Consider the following 17,358-nt stretch of genomic DNA (forward strand, 5'->3'; position numbering starts at 1 on the left):
AAATCTTTATCCTTATAGGATTATTCGCTGATGGTCTGTAGTATCATTTGGAGTTTGATCGTTGTATTTTCGATCTCCTGTATCAGGTCAGCAGTTAGTAAAGGTGCGTAGACCTCTTCCAATAGGGGAATTAACCTTTTCTGATAATGTTCACCTTCTTCCGTCAATGAGATCAGCTTATTCCGCCTATCCTGCGGGTCGGGATTCCGTTGCACAAGTCCGCGCGCATTCATATTATCAATCAGAGAGGTGATGCTGGCTTTATTCCGGTTGGTTTTATCCACAATTTCCTGTTGGTTGACGTTGTCTTTATCCCACAAAATATATAACACTTCCAGCATCTCAATGGTCAGGTCAAGATCATGATCTTTCATTTTCTTCATGAACTGAGTGCGTACCGCTTTCCTGGTATCGCGCATGGTATCAATTAATCTTGAGATTTTGGCCAGATCCTTATGTTGACTAATTTTCATTTTGCAAAACTATAAAAAATAGTTTGAATTTAAACTATATTAAATTGTTAAAAAATAGGAGCAATACCGTAATTTGGAAGTTTGCATAGATTACGGCTTCCGGATCTGTTTTTAAGAGACCAGAGATATCATTATCTTCAAAGTAAAATTTGATATAAAGCGTATGTCTCACATTGTAATATTGATCAGGCTGTCTGACTGTAAAGCGAAGAGATTCAATCTTTAAAAATGCTTGAAAATCTGACTACAACAATTACCAATTGAACTACTTTTTGCAAAACAAGAAGCAGGAACTTTGTCAATGAAAATAAAGTCAGTTTTAAAAAAAAATTATGCGAAAGAGAAAATTAGGAACCAGCGGATTAGAAGTTTCAGAATTAGGCTTTGGTTGTATGGGCTTAAACTTCCTGGACGGTAAAGGTCTTGATAAAAAAGATGCGATAACCTTATTACACAGTGCTGTTGAAATGGGCGTAACATTTTTCGATACAGCAGAAGCTTATGGACCGTATACCAATGAAGAACTTGTTGGTGAAGCATTAGAGCCTTTTAGAAAAGACGTTGTGATTGCCACCAAATTTGGCTGTAAAGATGCCAGACCGGCAGTAGGACTGGACAGCAGGCCTGAAACAATAAGAGCAGTTACCGAAGCGTCTTTGAAAAGACTGAAAACAGATTACATCGATCTGTTGTATCAGCATAGGGTAGATCCCAATGTTCCGATAGAAGAGGTGGCAGGAACAGTAAAAGATCTGATACAAGAGGGTAAAGTAAAGTATTTCGGATTATCTGAAGCCAGTGCTGTAACGATTCGAAGAGCGCATTCAGTTCAACCGGTATCGGCATTGCAAAGCGAATATTCATTATTCTGGCGTGAACCGGAAGATGAGATTATTCCCACTTTGGAGGAACTGGGAATTGGTTTCGTTCCGTTTAGTCCTTTGGGCAAAGGCTTCCTTACAGGTATCATAAACAAAAAGCTGGAGGATATCGACCGAAGAAATATTATTCCTCGTTTCAGTGAAGAAAATATACAGGCCAATTTGGTTTTAGTAGATGCGCTTTCCGAAATTGCCAAAGCAAAGGGAATTACAACCGGACAGTTAGCATTGGCTTGGCTTCTGGCTCAAAAACCTTGGATAGCACCTATTCCGGGAACGACAAAATTACATCGTCTGGAAGAGAACATTGCCAGTACAGATATTGTATTAACAGCCGATGAACTGGCAGAAATCGACAAAACAGTCAGTGGAATCACAATAGTAGGTGACCGTTATCCTGAATTTTTAGAAAAGCAGATCGACCGATAAAAAATTAAAAATGCAAAATATTAAAGGAAAAGTTGTTGCCATTACCGGGGCAAGCAGTGGAATGGGTAAAGCCATCGCCGTTGAATTAGCAGAAAAAGGGGCTAAAGTTGTTTTAGGTGCAAGACGAACGGAACGCTTGCAACAATTGGTTGAAGATATAAAAAGTAAAGGTGGTGAAGCCTCTTTTACAACAATCGACGTAAAGAATAAAGCTGATTTGGTTCAACTGGTTACTAAGGCAGTCGAGCAATACGGAAAACTCGATGTAATGATAAATAATGCCGGCATTAGTCAGTTAAATCGCATCGATGATCTAGATATTGAAGGTTGGGAAGAAATGATCGACATTAATCTTAAAGGCGTTTTATATGGAATGGCGGCTGCAATTCCGGTCTTCCAACAACAGCAAGCGGGGCATATCGTCAATATTATCTCAACGGCAGGTATAAAAATTACTCCCATGATGGGCGTTTATGCCGGGACGAAAAACGCCATTCGCACTATAGGAGAAGCGTTTCGTCAGGAATCGGATGGGAAGATCCGTATTACAGGAATATCGCCGGGCTACGTGAATACAGACTTTGCAAGCAACATCAGGAACGAAGAAATGAAGGCAGCCATTCAACAAGGAATGGAGCAAATGGCTATTGATCCTATAGCTATTGCGAACGCAGTGATTTATGCAGTTAGCCAGCCAGACGACGTTGAAATTGGCGAAATTGTGATTCGCCCGTCAAAACAAAATTGATTACATTCGTAAAAGAAATGCAAACACCATCTGAAATCCATAACATTAAAAGTATATCGCAACTGATGCGACTATTGGAACTTCCTGCACCATTGCATCCCATGGTCGCGCTGGTCGACTACCATCATGTACCAATGGAAACATTTCCAAAAGGGCAAAAAATAAGCCTTGACTTTTATAAAATATCCTTTAAGACAACATTCAAAGGACAAATAAAGTACGGACAGGGCTTTTACGATTTTGAAGAAGGCGGCCTGGCGTTTTTAAAGCCGAAACAGATCGTTTCCCCACCGGAAGATATGGGAAGTTATGAAGGAATTGCTTTGTATTTTCATCCTGATTTCATCCGAACTTATCCATTAGGAAAAACCATACACCAATATGGTTTTTTCTCTTATGATGTTTCTGAAGCTTTGTTTCTGTCTGCAAAAGAAAAAGAAATTATAGCCCGTTTATTTGCTTCTGTAGCTGATGAACTGAACAGCAATATCGACAGTTTCAGTCAGGATGTTCTGGTATCACAGCTAGAATTGTTGTTAAATTACAGCAATCGTTTTTACAACAGGCAGTTTATTACAAGGAAAGCAATCAATCACGATATTATCACTTCTCTGGACAAGCTTTTAGATGATTATTTTGAGGAAGGAAACAGTTTGAAAAACGGCTTGCCGTCCGTGAAACACATCAGTGGTGAATTGAAGCTTTCGCAGCGTTATCTGAGTGACATGTTGCGTTCATTGACAGGTTTCAATACACAACAGTACATTCAAAATGCCATCATCGAGAAAGCCAAGGAAAAATTATCAACAACGAATCTTTCAGTTTCGGAAATTGCTTATGAGCTGGGCTTTGAACATTCACAGTCATTCAGTAAACTTTTCAAGACCAAGACCAATATTTCGCCGGTGGAGTTCAGACAGTCGTTTAGTTAAAGATTGGTGATGTTCATACATCTGAAATCCTAATCCTGTCACTGAGCCGTTTTATCCATTTTTATTGGTTCATTGGCGTGCAGAACTCAATCAGAAGCCCATCAATATCACGATTGGCATGGATGATAATGATGTACATAAATATTCAGATAAGAGTATTTTGTTTTTTCAGTATGAAATCAATATATATTTTTATGACAAATGTTTTTCAATGTCCTGTTCAGACTTCTAACAGTAACTCCAAGATAAGAGGCCATATCTTCTTTTGAAATAGAAATTTCCTGTTTGGATTGCAGGTCTAAAAGCTTAGTCAGACTGTGTTCAATAGTGTAGACCTGCTGATAGGAAGCTCTGCTTGACGTATCTATAATACGTTTGGCAAATACATCCAGCAACAGGTTGTTCAGTTGAAGGCTGTTATTAATAAGCTGTGAAAAATAATCGATACTGATGGCATAAACCGTGACGTCTGTTACCGCTTCAATGCTGCATAAGCATGCGATCTGCCGGATAAGCTCAATTTCACCGATGATCTCGCCAGTGCCTAAAAATTCGACGATATATTCCTTATCGTTATGTTCCGTAAAAAAACATTTGGTAATGCCATCTCTGATGACCATTACCTTTGTTGCGTTTTCATTTTGAGAAAACAACCTCTGTTCTTTGGCATATTGCCTTATCATAATATTTTCCTTACGTACCTGCTGTTCGTAAAGTTCCTGGACATATTTCAAAAAAGATTGGTTGGTTCGTAACATATCGGTCGGGACAAATGTCCTTTTTTCAGGTTATTGCTTTTCTGAATTTTGCTTTTTCAAAATACAAAAATAAAGAAATGAAAAACAAGATTAAAACGATCGCTTTCGATGCAGATGATACATTGTGGAGCAATGAACCCTATTTTCAGGAAGCTGAGAAACAATTCTGCAGATTACTGGAAGACTATTTGCCTCAACATTCTGTGTCGCAGGAATTGTTTAAAACTGAAATGAAAAACCTGCACCTTTACGGCTATGGTGTGAAAGGATTTGTTCTGTGCATGATCGAGACTGCAAGCAGAATTTCCAACGCTACGATTCCGGTGAAATTAATTGATGAAATCGTCTCTATAGGACATGAATTATTGCAGAAACCCATCGAATTGCTATCCGGCGTGTCTGAAACTCTGGATAAGCTGAAAGGCAATTACAGGTTAATCGTAGCTACTAAAGGTGATCTGCTGGATCAGGAACGGAAACTGAAAAACTCGGGACTGGAAGGTTATTTTCATCATATCGAAATCATGAGTGATAAAAAAGTAAGCGATTACCAGAAATTATTAAAACATCTCGACTGCAAACCGGAAAATTTCCTGATGTTGGGGAATTCCATTAAATCCGACATGTTGCCTGTTCTGGAGCTGGGTGGCTATGCAGCACATATTCCTTACCACGTCACCTGGGCTCACGAGCAGCATGAACCTGTTTTGAAGCACGAAAATTTTATGGAGTTGAAAAGTATTGCCGATATTCTAAGTTATTTATAGAAAATGAGGATTGATGTTACAAATTAAGAATACCCTGGCAGGTTCGGCTGATTTTCAAAAATCGTTTTCTTATTTTTGTTTAATCAGCATACTTAGCAATCTGGAACAATGCTTTATTTAACAAAAAGGAAAAATTAAAATTCGATCAAAGCAATGAGCATAGAAACTGCAAAAGAGCATTTAAGTAAGTGGAAGAAAGATAACGATATCACAATCCTTGATCAGTCAAGTGCAACCGTCGAACTTGCTGCTAAGGCATTGGGAGTGATAGGCAGCGAAATTGCAAAGTCGGTCAGCTTTTACGATAAAAGTGGCGGTGTTATCCTGATCGTTGCTTCCGGCACGGCCAGAATAGACGGCAGGAAGTTTAAAGATGAGTTTGGGCTAAAGGCAAAAATGCTTTCCTCCGAAGATGTAGAGCTGTTGGTAGGGCATCCTGTCGGCGGCGTTTGTCCTTTTGGCGTAAAGCAGGGAGTCAATGTTTATCTTGACGATTCTCTAAAGCATTTTGAATGGGTGTATCCTGCGTGCGGCAGTGGCAATTCTGCTATAAAACTTTCAATTGCAGAGCTGGAACAGAGTTCTGAATATGTAAGATGGGTCAACGTTACTAAAGAGTGATAGATTTATACTGGCCAAACCATTGGAAATCGAATGTAGCATTGACTTATAGAAGTGGTCTTGGCAGGATGATTTTTTTGTTTTTATAAATTTGTATAACTACAGTAAAGCTAAATGGAAAATTTCTTCGAAAGTCCTTTCAAGGGAAAAATCATTAAGGATCATATTAAAAACCCAAATATCATCGCTGGTAAATATTCTTACTATTCGGGATACTACCACGGTCATTCCTTTGATGATTGTGCAAGATATCTGATGCCCGACCGGGACGATGTGGACAAGCTCATTATAGGCTCCTTTTGTTCGATAGGGAGCGGTGCCAGTTTTATCATGGCCGGAAACCAGGGACACCGGCACGATTGGATCTCAACATTCCCGTTTTTCTATATGTCAGAAGAAGATTTTAGAAATGCTGCTGACGGATTTCAAAGAACGGGAGATACCGTCATAGGAAATGATGTGTGGATCGGTAGTGAGGCCATGATCATGCCTGGTATAACGGTCGGAGACGGAGCCGTCATCGGAAGCAGGGCTTTAGTAACCAAAGATGTGGAACCTTATTCGGTTGTCGGCGGCAATCCCGCAAAACAGATCAGGAAAAGATTTTCTGATGAACATATTGATAAGCTCCTGGAGATGCAATGGTGGCATTGGGATGAAGAGCTTCTGAAAAAAGCAATCCCTTTGCTATGTGACAGCAATATCGACGGCCTGTATGATTTTTATAAAAAGTATGATAATGCCTGAGAGGTTTTTCAATCTTATAAACAGATAGGCTTTAATCAAGTTTAACAAAACAACCTAACAACCATGACAGTAAGAAAAATATTCTGGGAAGATCCCTATCAGACTGAGTTGACAACAACTCTTACCGGCGTATCCGGTAATGTGGTAACATTAAAGGAGACCATTGCCTATGCGTTTTCTGGTGGACAACAGTCAGACGACGGAACGATCAACAGCTTTAAAATCGTTAAGGCCCAAAAATCCGGCAAAGAAATCTTCTACACGATCGAGGAAGGCCATCATCTGAAACCTGGCGATATTGTAGAAGTAAAAATAGACTGGGACAAGCGTTATAAAATTATGAAGCTTCATTTTGCTGCGGAACTCGTTTTGGAACTTGTGAATCAGCACTTCGACAGGCCTGAGAAAATAGGCGCAAACATAACCTCAGAAAAATCGAGGATCGACTTTATATGGCCCAGTAATATCTCGGAGATGTTTCCGGTATTGGAACAAAAGTTAGAAGAGATCGTTCTTGCAGATAGGGTCATTGTAAGCGCGTTCAGTGACGAAGCAGAAGAAAGGCGATACTGGAAAATTGACGGTTTTGGTCAGGTAGCCTGTGGTGGAACGCATATCAAAAAGACCGGTGAGCTTGGTTCTTTAAAATTAAAAAGGAGCGGGCAGGGGAAAAATAAAGAAAGGATCGAAATTTATCTGGCCTGAAAATTTGCGTATAATTCTAATTTTGTTTTAAACGGCAATAGATCAATGCTTTTAAATAAAAATATAATCACGATCCAACACCCAGAATCCATTCATCATACAAATGGCATGATCGGCTCATGGACTGACTGGGAACTGACTGAAAAGGGAATCATTCAGGCGGAAAACATCGCACGCAATATCAGGAACGAATTTCAGGACATCAGGTTTGCAATCTATTCATCACCTCTCAAAAGGACAAGACAAACTGCCGAAATTCTTGGGAAAGAGTTACGCAGCACTTCCAAGCTGATCGATGCGCTGAAGGAGAGAAGCCTTGGCAAGGCGATCGGCAAATCTGTCCGATGGCTGAAAGAAAACATTGAAAACGAAGAAAAAACAATCTACGACAAATGCTTCAGCGATGCGGAATCCAGATTTGATGTTTGGAACAGACTATTGCCTTTCTACAATGAGATCATATCAAGTGACAATGAAAATATCATCATTGTTTCGCACGGCGATACCCTGAGCATCTTTAATGTGATGTGGTTAGGCTTGGATCCGGAAATGCTCAATGATATTGACCTATCCGGAATCAGCGGTGGGGTTTCTTTCCTATACCGAAAATCAAGTGGCAAGAAAATCATTAAAAGGTTGAGCGATGCTTCATATATGCTGCCTTTTTAGTTTTTTTCTTTGGTTTTAAATTTTCTGCCGGTTTATTTCTGAAAGTTGAATGGATGTCGTTGGGATTCCATAGGGGATTAGCCTGTCTATAAGGTTTTCAAGGTGAAAACTGTCCCGTAAGATACATTCGGTAATTAGGCAATATTCGCCCGTAACTCTTTTGCAGTTCAGAACTTCCGGAAATTTCTCCAGATCTGCAGTAAATTTTCTGAAATCATCATTTTTAAATTTCATACTGATCAGTACCTTCAGATCATAACCTAATTTCTGATGGTCTATTTCCACGCTGAACTGACGTATTATCCCATTATCAACCAAATTCATCACGCGCTCTTTTGTTGCAGATTGTGACAGCGAAATTAGTCTTCCTATTTCGGCATAACTAAGCCTTGAATTCTGGCTTAAAATCTGAAGAATCTTTTGGTCAAAATCATCTAAAGTTATTTTCATTTTAAAATTAAATATTATCAATTGAATCAATCAAAATTAATAAATAATTCCATTAATTCCGTTTTATCAAGTATGTTTAAATATTGAAATTTGTGATATAAATAAAAAATATGACAAGAATAAAATTTTCGAACAATGGAAACACTCCATTTGAAAGACTTATCGGGCACAATACCGATCTTCTTAAAAAGTGGAATGATCTGGAGGAAACCTTATGGAAGAAAACGTTGTTGGACCCGGATTTGTTAGAGCAGGTTCGAAGAACAATGGCTTTTGGAAATGGTTGTGAATACTGCATGGTAAAAGGCGGAAAACCTGATTTTGACGAATCACAGATGAAGATCTCTATGGCGGTTTCTTTTGCCGAATTATTTTGCATAGATCACCGTTCTATCTCGGATGCACATTTTGAGATGCTCAGGGAATATTTTTCGGATGAAGAAATTTCGGAATTATGTGTTTTCATTGCCTTTATAAATGCGTCACAAAAGCTGGGAAAAACAATGGATCTAACTGAGGACCTACAAGCAGAAGCAGCTGTAAAATTAAAAGATATAGAATAATGCAAATCGTCGTTTTAAATAAAACCAGTCTCAACGCAAATACCCAGTCTCAGGTTTATGAGCTATTTAAACAACTGAGTCCTGACAAAAAACAGCTTAAACTGGATGAGATTTTAATGGAGAACAACCCAGTGACATTGCTCGGATGTTTCATAGAGGATAGAATCGTGGGAATTGCTTCCATGGCTATCTATAAGGTAATTTCGGGTAAGAAGGGCTGGATCGAAGATGTGATCGTGGATGAGAATTATCGTGGAATAGGAATCGGGATGAGGCTCATCGAAAAGCTGATGGCCATCTCCAGCGAGCAGCAGCTGAGTGAAGTATTGCTCTTTACCGAAGAGCACCGAACTTCGGCCATCAGCTTATATGAAAAGCTGGGTTTCAGTAGAAAGGAAAGCAATATTTATACACTAAAGAAAATATAACAATTAAACGATTGTGTTAATGAGAAAAGGGTATGTGGTATCAATCATATTGTCTGCTAATTTGATAGTTTTATACAAGGAAGAAATTATGGACGTCTTACCATTTGGAATCTTACCCGAAGAACAAATTGAATTGATCTCGGGCAACTCAATAATTTCGAGAATATACTCGGTTTTATTTTTCTGCCAAGCAGTTCACTTAAATGCTAATACTTACCGTAATCTCTTGATCATTCTGTTCATTTCATCAATCTCCCTCTGCTGCGATTTGATGATGCTGTCAGCGAGTTTTCTGACCTCAGGATCTTTGATGTCTGCATTTCTGCTGGTCATAATTGCAGAGGAATGGTGAGGAATCATGGCTTTAAGATATTGTTCATCGTTAATAGGTATCTGCATTCTGAGACCTGTGAGAGTGAGTACAAAAATTAAGGCTGAAACTACGATTATAATACTATTGTACTTTTTGTTGGGATACATCTTTCCCATCATAATGATCATAAGGATTGCCATAGGACTCACCATCATCAGTGCCATATAGATTCTGGTAAGGCTAGTATAATAATCGTTAATGGAATTCATGTTTAAGAACATCATCAAATACATCAGAACAGCTGAGATTGAGAGTGTAATGAATAATTTTTTATAGCTCATAATCTTGGATTTTAATTAATTAACAGCAAATAGCAGACCTTATTATATTCTCTAATGCTTTTTACCAGTCGGTAACCGAATTGCTAACTTTGCCCCATATCCTCAAGTTATCCAACAGTTGCCCATCTACAAGATATAAGATAGTAAGTATAATAAAAAAATGCAACTTTTTTATTTTGGGCAACCATTTTCAAATTTTGCCGTCTTACAGATACAAACTGGTACATGAGAGATTTCGATAAGAATTTAAACTCGCCAAAAACACAACCGTAGATCTCAGAAAGCACGTTACTAAATTGTACAAAAAATGATAAGCGAATCCATATTTGCTCAAATTAAATATTCAAATCTTCAATCTTATGAAAAAATTAATAACATTTATTCGCACATTATCCCTAACAATTGCCCTTGGCGTAATCCCGTTTACTTTTGTAAATGCGCAAAACCAAAACAATGAAAAAGCTGAAATCTATAATAATTTACCTAAACTTATTTTTGATAGTTCATTAGGAAATTTTCATGGAAATTTCCAAAACGAGGATGCTTCTGTAGATTTTTTAATGAATCATTTTTCAAAATGGCTCGGGACAGACAGTGATCATACTTACACATTAATTAGTAATATTACAGATGACTTGGGAATTAGTCACGCCGCTTATCAGCATTATTATAAGGGTATAAAAGTTGTCGACGAAATTATTCTTCTTCACTCAAAAAATGGGAAACTGACTTATGTAAATGGTGAACTTTCGCAGAATATTAAACTTGATATTGTTCCAACATTATCCAAGAGTATCGTTGAATCTATAGTTTCAGAAAACCTTAAAGCCTCAAAGATAACTTACACCGATTTTGAGCAGGTAATTACTAAGGTAATTAAAGATAGGAAAACCGAGCTGCATTTAACCTCTCAGATTAATGCACTTTCTATGAAACCGCTGAAAAGCTACTTATACTTCATCGATAATACATCTAAAGAAATTGTAAAAAAACTTCCAAAGATATTGCATGTTGATACCCCTTCTACGAGTGCAACCCTGTATAAAGGCAACCAGCAAATTACAGTTGACTCACATAATGGGAGTTTCCGTCTAAAAGACAATACTAGAAATATTCATACACTAAATGGTACTGACTGGGACGGTAACGGGAATCTTTCTACAGGTGAATTAACTGGAAACATCACAGAATACACAAGTAATACACCGAATTTTACCGAAACAGCTACAAAACCTGCGGTTGAAGTACATTGGGGGATGAAAAATGCTTATGATTACTATATTAATAAACATAACCGGGTAAGCTATGATGGTAACGGTTCGATAATAAGAAATTACTACAATATTAATTTTAATACGCCAAACCAACCTGTTAACGGGGCTCAGGCGGCAGCGATAGATACACAGGGCATTGTTGCAATGGTTTATGGAAATGGGATGGTGAATGGCTCGGCGGCTTATTCAAATCCTGTAGTTGGTTTGGATATCGCAGGACATGAATATTCACACCTGATTATTGGTAGAAATGGGATGGGTGGTTTGAATTATCAAGCTGAGTCGGGTGCATTAAATGAATCTATTGCTGATATGTTTGGTACCGCTATTGAATTTTATTCTGGAGTTAATCCAAATTGGACTGTTGGAGAAGGAATACCCAAACCTGTTATAGGTACTTTTATAAGAAGTATGTCCAATCCGAATTCAGGACCGGCGGTATTGGGGTCACAACAACCTGACACATATTTAGGAACTTATTGGGCAAGTACGGCACCTCCATATGATAATACAACCGATTTTGGTGGTGTACACACAAATAGTGGAGTAGGAAATTATTGGTTTTATTTACTTTCAATGGGTGGTTCCGGTACCAATGATATTGGAAATGCATTTAACGTGACCGGGATCTCCATTCAAAAAGCGGAAAAAATAATCTACAGAACTCTTACTACTTACTTAACTCCTAACTCTTCATATATTGATGCTTATAACGGAACCAAGCAAGCTGTTACAGATTTATATGGTGCAACAAGCAACGAACAGAATCAAAATGTCAAAGCCTGGTATGCAGTAGGAATTGGAAATGGTGTACTTGCAACGAATGAGACAAATCTATTTTCTGAAAATGGAATAAAAATTTATCCAAATCCGATAAAGGATGGAATATATACTATAGATAGCAATAGCAGTGATTGGAGTTTTGAAATTTTTGATATGTCTGGAAAATTAATCAGAAAAAGTGAAAAGTTGAGCAAGGGAAAAAACAGAATCTCTGCTAACGGAATAAAGGCAGGTGTATATCTCTTAAAATTTGTTTCTGAAACAAATGAAACTTTTACCAAGAAACTAATATTTGAATAACGTTTATTTTAAATAATTGTTTTTCAATAGATTAATGTTGGTTTTTTAAATATATCGCCAGGCCCAAACCGTTTATGATACAAAATATACATATCACTTAAAACATGAATTATAAATTTTTTATATGCCTTCTGATATCTAATTTCGTTTTTTCACAAAGTGTAAAGTTAGAAGAAAGACTTCCTCTTGATTACGAAGTATACCGCGACACGAATGAGAAAAAACTTAAAAAAGAATATGAGTATTTAAATTCTCTGCAATTTTACGGATTTGATTATAAGTCTTTCGATAATTTAAAAATCAGAGGATTTCTCATTCAGCCAAAAAAAGAAGGAAAATATCCGGTAATTGTATTTAATCGTGGCGGAAATCGGGAACTTGGTTTGGTGTCCATACAAATGATGACGGATTTTCTGGGTAAAATTGCAGAGCAAGGTTTCATTGTTATGGGCTCACAGCTTCGTGGCAGTGGATTGAGTGAAGGTCAGGATGAATTTGGAGGAAAAGATATTAATGATGTTTTAAGCATTTTAGATATCATAAAGACCCTTCCAAATGCAGATCAGTCAAGAATCGGAATGATAGGGATAAGTCGCGGCGTGATGACCAATTTTTTGGTGCTTAAGGAAACCGATGTAATAAAGTCCTGTATTTCAATTGCAGGAATCGCAGACCTTGACCAAAAAGATCGCGCAGATATGAAGTCTTTATATCAGCAACTGATTCCGGGCTACAATGAAAATCCGAAACTGGAATTAGAAAAACGTTCACCGTTAATCGCTATTGAAAAAATGAAAAGGAAATCCTCCTCTCATTTTATTATTCACGGCGCAAAAGATGAGAAGGTAAACGTTTCCAATGCGTTTGACTTATATCAAAAACTTTCGCAAAACAATATTTCCGCAAGATTAAAAATCTATGAAGATGAAAATCATGGAATAAACAGTCATACAGATGAACTGTTGACAGATATTTCCAATTGGTTTAAAACTAAATTATAAAATTTATTATTTACAACTTTAAAAAGAAAGGTATCTGTCTATCTAACCACTAACGATCTAAATAAATGAAAATAAAAATCTATTTAATAATTCTTTTTATATTTTCTTTTTATGCAATTCAAGCACAAAAGGGGAATGAATTAACCGATGAGCAAAAAAAATATATTACTAAATTTATTTATCCACTTTCGACTTATGAACCATCTACAGCCAATGAAGAAGATTTAAAAGTTTTAGACAAATTTATCGGAAACTCTAAAATTGTTGGTTTAGGCGAATCAACTCACGGCTCAAGTGAAGTGTATAAAATGAAATATCGTATAAGTGAGTATTTAATCAAAAATTTAAACTATAATATTTTTTCTCTAGAAGCAAATATGCCGGAAAGTTATTTAATGAATAATTATATTAGTAAAAATATAGATTCTCCACGACATATTTTAAGCGGAATGTATTTTTGGCTTTGGCAAACCCAGGAAACCTTAAATTTTGTTGAATGGTTAAAAATTTACAATGAAAATACAAATAACAAAGTACTATTTGATGGCTTTGATATGCAACATTATTTTGGAGCATTACAGGGGATTAGAGATATTTATAAAACAAATAATTATGAGTTGGATGATTTTAACAATCTGTTTAAAGTTTTGAAAGAGAAGAACCGCGGTCAAAGAAGGTATACGGCTAAAAATCAAGTTACTATTAATGATTTATTAGATAAAGTTTCCCAAAAGGCTGTGAATATTGATGATGCAGAAATCAAAAAAAGATATTTACAGAATATCACAATCATTAGGCAAAAAATACAAGTTGGCAGTTCAGTAACCAGAGATAAATTTATGGCTGAAAATATAGATTGGATCAAACAAAACTATACTCCAAGTAAGATAATCGTATCTGCTCATAATTTCCATGTTTCTAAAGAAAATTCCTTTTCAATGGGCTTTCATATAAACAAAAAATATCAAAATAATTATGTGAACTTTGGATTTGCATTTTATGAAGGAAATTACACGGCAAGCATAAATAAAAAGGTAGGAACATTCACATCACAAACAGCACCACAAGGTAGTTTAGAATATAATTTAAACTCATTAAATATACCCTATTTTGTTTTAGATTTAAAATCTATAAAGGCAGATAATAATGAACTGGGAAAATGGATATTAAAAAAGATTCTGTTTCGTAAAACCGGCTCTGGAACTGAAAATAATGAGTTTAGAAAAACAAATATTGCAGATTCTTTTGACTATTTGGTTTTTATCAATAAATCTACGCACTCAAATTTATTGACAGAGCATTGATATGAAAGGTACAACAGATAAAGTGAAGGACAGGATTATTTCATACGTATCTTAAAAACATGTAATTACTTGTCGTTGAGCATTTCTTCCCTGATTAAATTTTTATGTTTATTACCCCAATCACTTAATTGTTTCCAAATGGGGACGAGTTCATTTGCAATTGCTGTTAATTCATAGTCGACTCTTGGTGGGACTTCCGCATGCACTGTTCTTTTTACCAGCCCTTCTCGTTCCAATTCACGAAGTTGTAATGTCAGCATTCTTTCCGTAATTCCTGTGATGCGATTCCGGATCTCACTAAACCGGAGTTTTCCATGTTCAAGTTTGCACAGGATCAGTAATTTCCATCTGCCTCCGATTTTGCAGATAGCATAAGTTAGATCGCACTCTGTCATAATATACTGTTCATTGATGCTATTCGTTGAATTTTCCTTTCTTTTTCCCATTACTTACAAATTTGTTTGTACCATACAATTGGCTGTGTACTATACAAATGTATGGCTTCTATTTAATTTTGCCTAAAATTTTAAATAGAATATGAAAAAACTTGTTGTAACGCTAACGATAGCAGGATTAGTTTCCTGTAAAACAATAAAACAAAGTGACAAAATGAGTAAAATTACATTAACTCCGGAAATAACCAAAATAGTCGAAAATCTGCAAAAGATCCATGTATTTGAAGGCGGAAATCCCTTAGATGTGAGCCGCAAAGGATATGAGACAATGGCTATTCAGCTCGGTGGCAAAAAAGAAGCGGTTAGAATGATAGAAGAATTTGATATTCCTCAAGAGGATCACGAAATTCCTGTGAGAATTTACAGGCCGAACGGAATTGAAAATGAAAAGTCGTCAGCAATCATTTATCTTCATGGCGGTTGGTTTGTTTCAGGAAGTTTTGAGACCCATGATGCTATTGTTCGTCAATTGGCCAATGCCACGGGGGCTGCCATCATCTTTGTTGATTATCGTTTGGCTCCCGAAAACCCTTTCCCTGCTGGTTTCGATGATGCCCGGTCGGTCACTCAATGGATCATTGATAATGCAGACCATTTACATCTGGATAAGAATAAGATAGGGGTTATTGGCGACAGTGCCGGGGGAGCCTTGGCGGCAAGTCTATCAACGCAGATTGGCGACCAGCTGAAATTTCAGGTGTTGATCTATCCGGCGGCGGATAACAGGTTCAATACAACATCATGGAAAGAGTATGAAAATGGACCTATCATCAATAAAGAAGAAGGCATAAGAGCCTGGAACTGGTACTTGGCAAATCCTAAGGACCAGGAAAACCCATTAGCAATTCCTTTATTGATCAAAGATTTTAAAAATACACCACCAACGCTCGTTCTATTATCCGAACACGATCCTTTGCGAGATGAAGGACAGCAACTGGCTGAGAATATGAGAGTATCTGGTGTTCAGGTCAAAACTGTTGTCTACAAAGAAATGGTCCATGGTTTTATGCACATGGGAGCTATTTTAAAAGAAACCAGAGAGGCGGCTCAGGATATTGCGGCATTTACGAAAGAAAATTCAAAGTAATATGCCCAGAGAATTTTATATGAAGAAATATGCATATATCGGTTGTTTGGGCTTTATTGCCGTTATTACTACCGAATTCGGAGTGATTGGAATTTTACCGCAGATCGCTGAATATTATAAAATAAGCATCGATAAGGCGGGTTATCTCTTAAGTGCCTTTGCTTTGGTCATTGCCCTTACCGGACCATTCATGACCTTGCTGGCCTCAGGAATTGATCGCAAAAAGATCATGCTAGCCTCCATAGCTATTTTCCTGATCACAGGTCTGGTCTCCTCGTTCTCGCCTCCATTTTGGGTTTTGATGCTGATAAGAATCCTTCCTGCATTTTTACAGCCGGTCTATATTGCCACCGCTTTATCTGTTGCTGTTTCTAACGCCAATGACGATGAAAAAAATGAATTCATGAGCATTGTGTTCAGTGGGGTAGCGGTTGCAATGGTGACCACGGTACCATTTGCCACTTGGATTTCGAGCTTATGGTCGTGGGAATATTCTTTTATGATCCAGACGGTTATAAGCTTGATTGCCTTAGTTGTGATCTATTTTATGCTTCCTTCAATGCCTGTCAAAAAGAAAAGATCCTATGGGACACAAATCAAGATCCTAACTCAGCCGGCATTTATTCTAAGTACTGCAGCTAACTTTTTCATGATCACCGCATGGTTTTCCACCTACAGTTATTTTTCGGATTATTTGAATAAAGCAAAAGGAATGAACGAAAGCATGATAAGTTATATGCTGTTTGTCTTCGGGATTATCGGTGTTTTGTCAACATGGATCGCCGGTAAAATGCTTAATAAGAATGTGACGGGAACGATGGCTTTCTTCCTGTCCGGAACACTAATAGTTCCTGTCCTGTTATACTTTTCGAATGATAATTTATTATCAATTATTGCTGTGGTTGGACTTTGGGGCTTTATGTATTCGCCAAGTTTTCTCAATGCATCCGCCTATATGATCTCATCAGCTCCCGATTCCCTGGAATTCGCCAACAGTTTGGCAACTTCATTCGGAAATTTGGGAGTAACGTTAGGAACAACTTTGGGTGGCTGGATGATCATAACCAGAGGTGTCGAATACAATCCTTGGATTAGTTTTGTGTTTGGGGCATTGGCTTTTCTGATGATGATCTTCAGACATTTTTATGAGAAAAGAGAGAATTTAAAATTAGATTGATTTGACTTCTTAATATTGAAAAATTAAAAAAAAGGTCAAAAAACTGTTTCGGAAGTTAATGAGGAATTAAAAATAAAGTAACTATTACCAGAGACTTATGCCTTTTTTCAGAACGATTCCTTGTTTAATTCCTAAACTTGCTATTGGTCATT

20 protein-coding genes are annotated in these 17,358 nt (G+C 37.1%); 15 read left to right on the forward strand and 5 right to left on the reverse strand.

The features are described from left to right. Positions 1-20: 20 nt before the first annotated feature. On the reverse strand, positions 21-473 hold the full coding sequence (locus BMW64_RS05625) for a MarR family winged helix-turn-helix transcriptional regulator (protein WP_089999038.1): 453 nt from the start codon (positions 471-473) through the stop codon (positions 21-23). Positions 474-805: 332 nt separating this feature from the next. Between BMW64_RS05625 and BMW64_RS05630 the strand changes: the two genes are divergently transcribed. Genes BMW64_RS05630 through BMW64_RS05640 form a run of 3 tightly spaced genes read left to right on the forward strand, consistent with a single transcriptional unit; the run spans position 806 to position 3,463 of the window. Beyond that, positions 806-1,783 (forward strand): aldo/keto reductase, encoded by a 978-nt coding sequence (locus tag BMW64_RS05630; protein WP_089999039.1) that lies wholly within the window; start codon positions 806-808, stop codon positions 1,781-1,783. Positions 1,784-1,793: 10 nt separating this feature from the next. Beyond that, entirely contained in the window at positions 1,794-2,531 is a 738-nt protein-coding gene (locus BMW64_RS05635) for an SDR family oxidoreductase (protein ID WP_089999040.1), read from the forward strand. A 17-nt stretch (positions 2,532-2,548) separates the two neighbouring features. After that, positions 2,549-3,463, forward strand: coding sequence for a helix-turn-helix domain-containing protein (locus tag BMW64_RS05640; protein WP_089999275.1), 915 nt, complete (start codon positions 2,549-2,551; stop codon positions 3,461-3,463). Positions 3,464-3,642: 179 nt separating this feature from the next. Here the strand turns inward: BMW64_RS05640 and BMW64_RS05645 are convergent, their stop codons facing one another. Continuing rightward, positions 3,643-4,221, reverse strand: coding sequence for a Crp/Fnr family transcriptional regulator (locus BMW64_RS05645; protein ID WP_089999041.1), 579 nt, complete (start codon positions 4,219-4,221; stop codon positions 3,643-3,645). A gap of 77 nt (positions 4,222-4,298) precedes the next feature. Here BMW64_RS05645 and BMW64_RS05650 point away from each other — a divergent pair, with 77 nt between their 5' ends. The 5 genes from BMW64_RS05650 to BMW64_RS05670 all read left to right on the forward strand — a co-directional run bounded on the left by BMW64_RS05650 (position 4,299) and on the right by BMW64_RS05670 (position 7,730). Then, positions 4,299-4,988 (forward strand): HAD family hydrolase, encoded by a 690-nt coding sequence (locus BMW64_RS05650; protein ID WP_089999276.1) that lies wholly within the window; start codon positions 4,299-4,301, stop codon positions 4,986-4,988. A 153-nt stretch (positions 4,989-5,141) separates the two neighbouring features. Then, entirely contained in the window at positions 5,142-5,609 is a 468-nt protein-coding gene (locus BMW64_RS05655) for a YbaK/EbsC family protein (RefSeq protein WP_089999042.1), read from the forward strand. 114 nt (positions 5,610-5,723) lie between these two features. Continuing rightward, on the forward strand, positions 5,724-6,356 hold the full coding sequence (catB, locus tag BMW64_RS05660) for a type B chloramphenicol O-acetyltransferase (protein ID WP_089999043.1): 633 nt from the start codon (positions 5,724-5,726) through the stop codon (positions 6,354-6,356). A gap of 63 nt (positions 6,357-6,419) precedes the next feature. Continuing rightward, a complete protein-coding gene (locus BMW64_RS05665; protein WP_089999044.1) occupies positions 6,420-7,061 on the forward strand; it encodes an alanyl-tRNA editing protein in 642 nt (213 codons plus the stop codon). Between the two features lie 45 nt (positions 7,062-7,106). Then, complete coding sequence (locus tag BMW64_RS05670; RefSeq protein ID WP_089999045.1) at positions 7,107-7,730, forward strand: histidine phosphatase family protein; 624 nt, start codon at positions 7,107-7,109, stop codon at positions 7,728-7,730. Positions 7,731-7,745: 15 nt separating this feature from the next. On the opposite strand, the gene BMW64_RS05675 is transcribed toward BMW64_RS05670, so the two are convergent. Next, the gene (locus BMW64_RS05675) at positions 7,746-8,180 is read right to left on the reverse strand and encodes an Lrp/AsnC family transcriptional regulator (RefSeq protein WP_089999046.1); all 435 of its coding nucleotides are present in this window, start codon (positions 8,178-8,180) and stop codon (positions 7,746-7,748) included. Positions 8,181-8,290: 110 nt separating this feature from the next. Between BMW64_RS05675 and BMW64_RS05680 the strand changes: the two genes are divergently transcribed. Both BMW64_RS05680 and BMW64_RS05685 read left to right on the forward strand, forming a co-directional pair. Further along, the gene (locus tag BMW64_RS05680; RefSeq protein ID WP_089999047.1) at positions 8,291-8,743 is read left to right on the forward strand and encodes a carboxymuconolactone decarboxylase family protein; all 453 of its coding nucleotides are present in this window, start codon (positions 8,291-8,293) and stop codon (positions 8,741-8,743) included. Further along, positions 8,743-9,171, forward strand: coding sequence for a GNAT family N-acetyltransferase (locus BMW64_RS05685; RefSeq protein ID WP_089999048.1), 429 nt, complete (start codon positions 8,743-8,745; stop codon positions 9,169-9,171). The genes BMW64_RS05680 and BMW64_RS05685 overlap by 1 nt, the downstream gene beginning before the upstream one ends. A 213-nt stretch (positions 9,172-9,384) precedes the next feature. Here the strand turns inward: BMW64_RS05685 and BMW64_RS05690 are convergent, their stop codons facing one another. Continuing rightward, the gene (locus tag BMW64_RS05690; RefSeq protein WP_089999049.1) at positions 9,385-9,825 is read right to left on the reverse strand and encodes a DUF305 domain-containing protein; all 441 of its coding nucleotides are present in this window, start codon (positions 9,823-9,825) and stop codon (positions 9,385-9,387) included. A 359-nt stretch (positions 9,826-10,184) separates the two neighbouring features. Here BMW64_RS05690 and BMW64_RS05695 point away from each other — a divergent pair, with 359 nt between their 5' ends. From BMW64_RS05695 to BMW64_RS05705, 3 genes are all read left to right on the forward strand, one after another. Beyond that, positions 10,185-12,182: a M4 family metallopeptidase gene (locus BMW64_RS05695; protein ID WP_089999050.1), complete on the forward strand. Its 1,998-nt coding sequence runs from the start codon at positions 10,185-10,187 to the stop codon at positions 12,180-12,182. A gap of 104 nt (positions 12,183-12,286) precedes the next feature. Then, positions 12,287-13,183: an alpha/beta hydrolase family protein gene (locus BMW64_RS05700; RefSeq protein ID WP_089999051.1), complete on the forward strand. Its 897-nt coding sequence runs from the start codon at positions 12,287-12,289 to the stop codon at positions 13,181-13,183. Positions 13,184-13,248: 65 nt separating this feature from the next. Continuing rightward, positions 13,249-14,487: an erythromycin esterase family protein gene (locus BMW64_RS05705; RefSeq protein WP_089999052.1), complete on the forward strand. Its 1,239-nt coding sequence runs from the start codon at positions 13,249-13,251 to the stop codon at positions 14,485-14,487. A gap of 65 nt (positions 14,488-14,552) precedes the next feature. Here BMW64_RS05705 and BMW64_RS05710 read toward each other — a convergent pair whose 3' ends face one another. Then, positions 14,553-14,933: a winged helix-turn-helix transcriptional regulator gene (locus BMW64_RS05710; RefSeq protein WP_089999053.1), complete on the reverse strand. Its 381-nt coding sequence runs from the start codon at positions 14,931-14,933 to the stop codon at positions 14,553-14,555. Positions 14,934-15,024: 91 nt separating this feature from the next. Between BMW64_RS05710 and BMW64_RS05715 the strand changes: the two genes are divergently transcribed. Both BMW64_RS05715 and BMW64_RS05720 read left to right on the forward strand, forming a co-directional pair. Beyond that, entirely contained in the window at positions 15,025-16,029 is a 1,005-nt protein-coding gene (locus tag BMW64_RS05715; protein WP_228400850.1) for an alpha/beta hydrolase, read from the forward strand. A 1-nt stretch (position 16,030) separates the two neighbouring features. Further along, on the forward strand, positions 16,031-17,206 hold the full coding sequence (locus tag BMW64_RS05720; protein ID WP_228400851.1) for an MFS transporter: 1,176 nt from the start codon (positions 16,031-16,033) through the stop codon (positions 17,204-17,206). Positions 17,207-17,358: the final 152 nt, after the last annotated feature.

It is taken from the genome of Chryseobacterium taichungense (genome assembly GCF_900109935.1).
Taxonomy (GTDB): domain Bacteria; phylum Bacteroidota; class Bacteroidia; order Flavobacteriales; family Weeksellaceae; genus Chryseobacterium; species Chryseobacterium taichungense.

Coding starts and splice junctions, on each gene's coding strand:
- BMW64_RS05665 (WP_089999044.1), top strand. CDS start 6,420: ATGACAGTAAGAAAAATATTCTGGGAAGATCCCTATCAGACTGAGTTG.
- BMW64_RS05695 (WP_089999050.1), top strand. CDS start 10,185: ATGAAAAAATTAATAACATTTATTCGCACATTATCCCTAACAATTGCC.
- BMW64_RS05670 (WP_089999045.1), top strand. CDS start 7,107: ATGCTTTTAAATAAAAATATAATCACGATCCAACACCCAGAATCCATT.
- BMW64_RS05710 (WP_089999053.1), bottom strand. CDS start 14,933: ATGGGAAAAAGAAAGGAAAATTCAACGAATAGCATCAATGAACAGTAT.
- BMW64_RS05700 (WP_089999051.1), top strand. CDS start 12,287: ATGAATTATAAATTTTTTATATGCCTTCTGATATCTAATTTCGTTTTT.
- BMW64_RS05635 (WP_089999040.1), top strand. CDS start 1,794: ATGCAAAATATTAAAGGAAAAGTTGTTGCCATTACCGGGGCAAGCAGT.
- BMW64_RS05650 (WP_089999276.1), top strand. CDS start 4,299: ATGAAAAACAAGATTAAAACGATCGCTTTCGATGCAGATGATACATTG.
- BMW64_RS05680 (WP_089999047.1), top strand. CDS start 8,291: ATGACAAGAATAAAATTTTCGAACAATGGAAACACTCCATTTGAAAGA.
- BMW64_RS05655 (WP_089999042.1), top strand. CDS start 5,142: ATGAGCATAGAAACTGCAAAAGAGCATTTAAGTAAGTGGAAGAAAGAT.
- BMW64_RS05645 (WP_089999041.1), bottom strand. CDS start 4,221: ATGTTACGAACCAACCAATCTTTTTTGAAATATGTCCAGGAACTTTAC.
- BMW64_RS05720 (WP_228400851.1), top strand. CDS start 16,031: ATGCCCAGAGAATTTTATATGAAGAAATATGCATATATCGGTTGTTTG.
- BMW64_RS05685 (WP_089999048.1), top strand. CDS start 8,743: ATGCAAATCGTCGTTTTAAATAAAACCAGTCTCAACGCAAATACCCAG.
- BMW64_RS05640 (WP_089999275.1), top strand. CDS start 2,549: ATGCAAACACCATCTGAAATCCATAACATTAAAAGTATATCGCAACTG.
- BMW64_RS05675 (WP_089999046.1), bottom strand. CDS start 8,180: ATGAAAATAACTTTAGATGATTTTGACCAAAAGATTCTTCAGATTTTA.
- BMW64_RS05715 (WP_228400850.1), top strand. CDS start 15,025: ATGAAAAAACTTGTTGTAACGCTAACGATAGCAGGATTAGTTTCCTGT.
- catB (WP_089999043.1), top strand. CDS start 5,724: ATGGAAAATTTCTTCGAAAGTCCTTTCAAGGGAAAAATCATTAAGGAT.
- BMW64_RS05630 (WP_089999039.1), top strand. CDS start 806: ATGCGAAAGAGAAAATTAGGAACCAGCGGATTAGAAGTTTCAGAATTA.
- BMW64_RS05625 (WP_089999038.1), bottom strand. CDS start 473: ATGAAAATTAGTCAACATAAGGATCTGGCCAAAATCTCAAGATTAATT.
- BMW64_RS05690 (WP_089999049.1), bottom strand. CDS start 9,825: ATGAGCTATAAAAAATTATTCATTACACTCTCAATCTCAGCTGTTCTG.
- BMW64_RS05705 (WP_089999052.1), top strand. CDS start 13,249: ATGAAAATAAAAATCTATTTAATAATTCTTTTTATATTTTCTTTTTAT.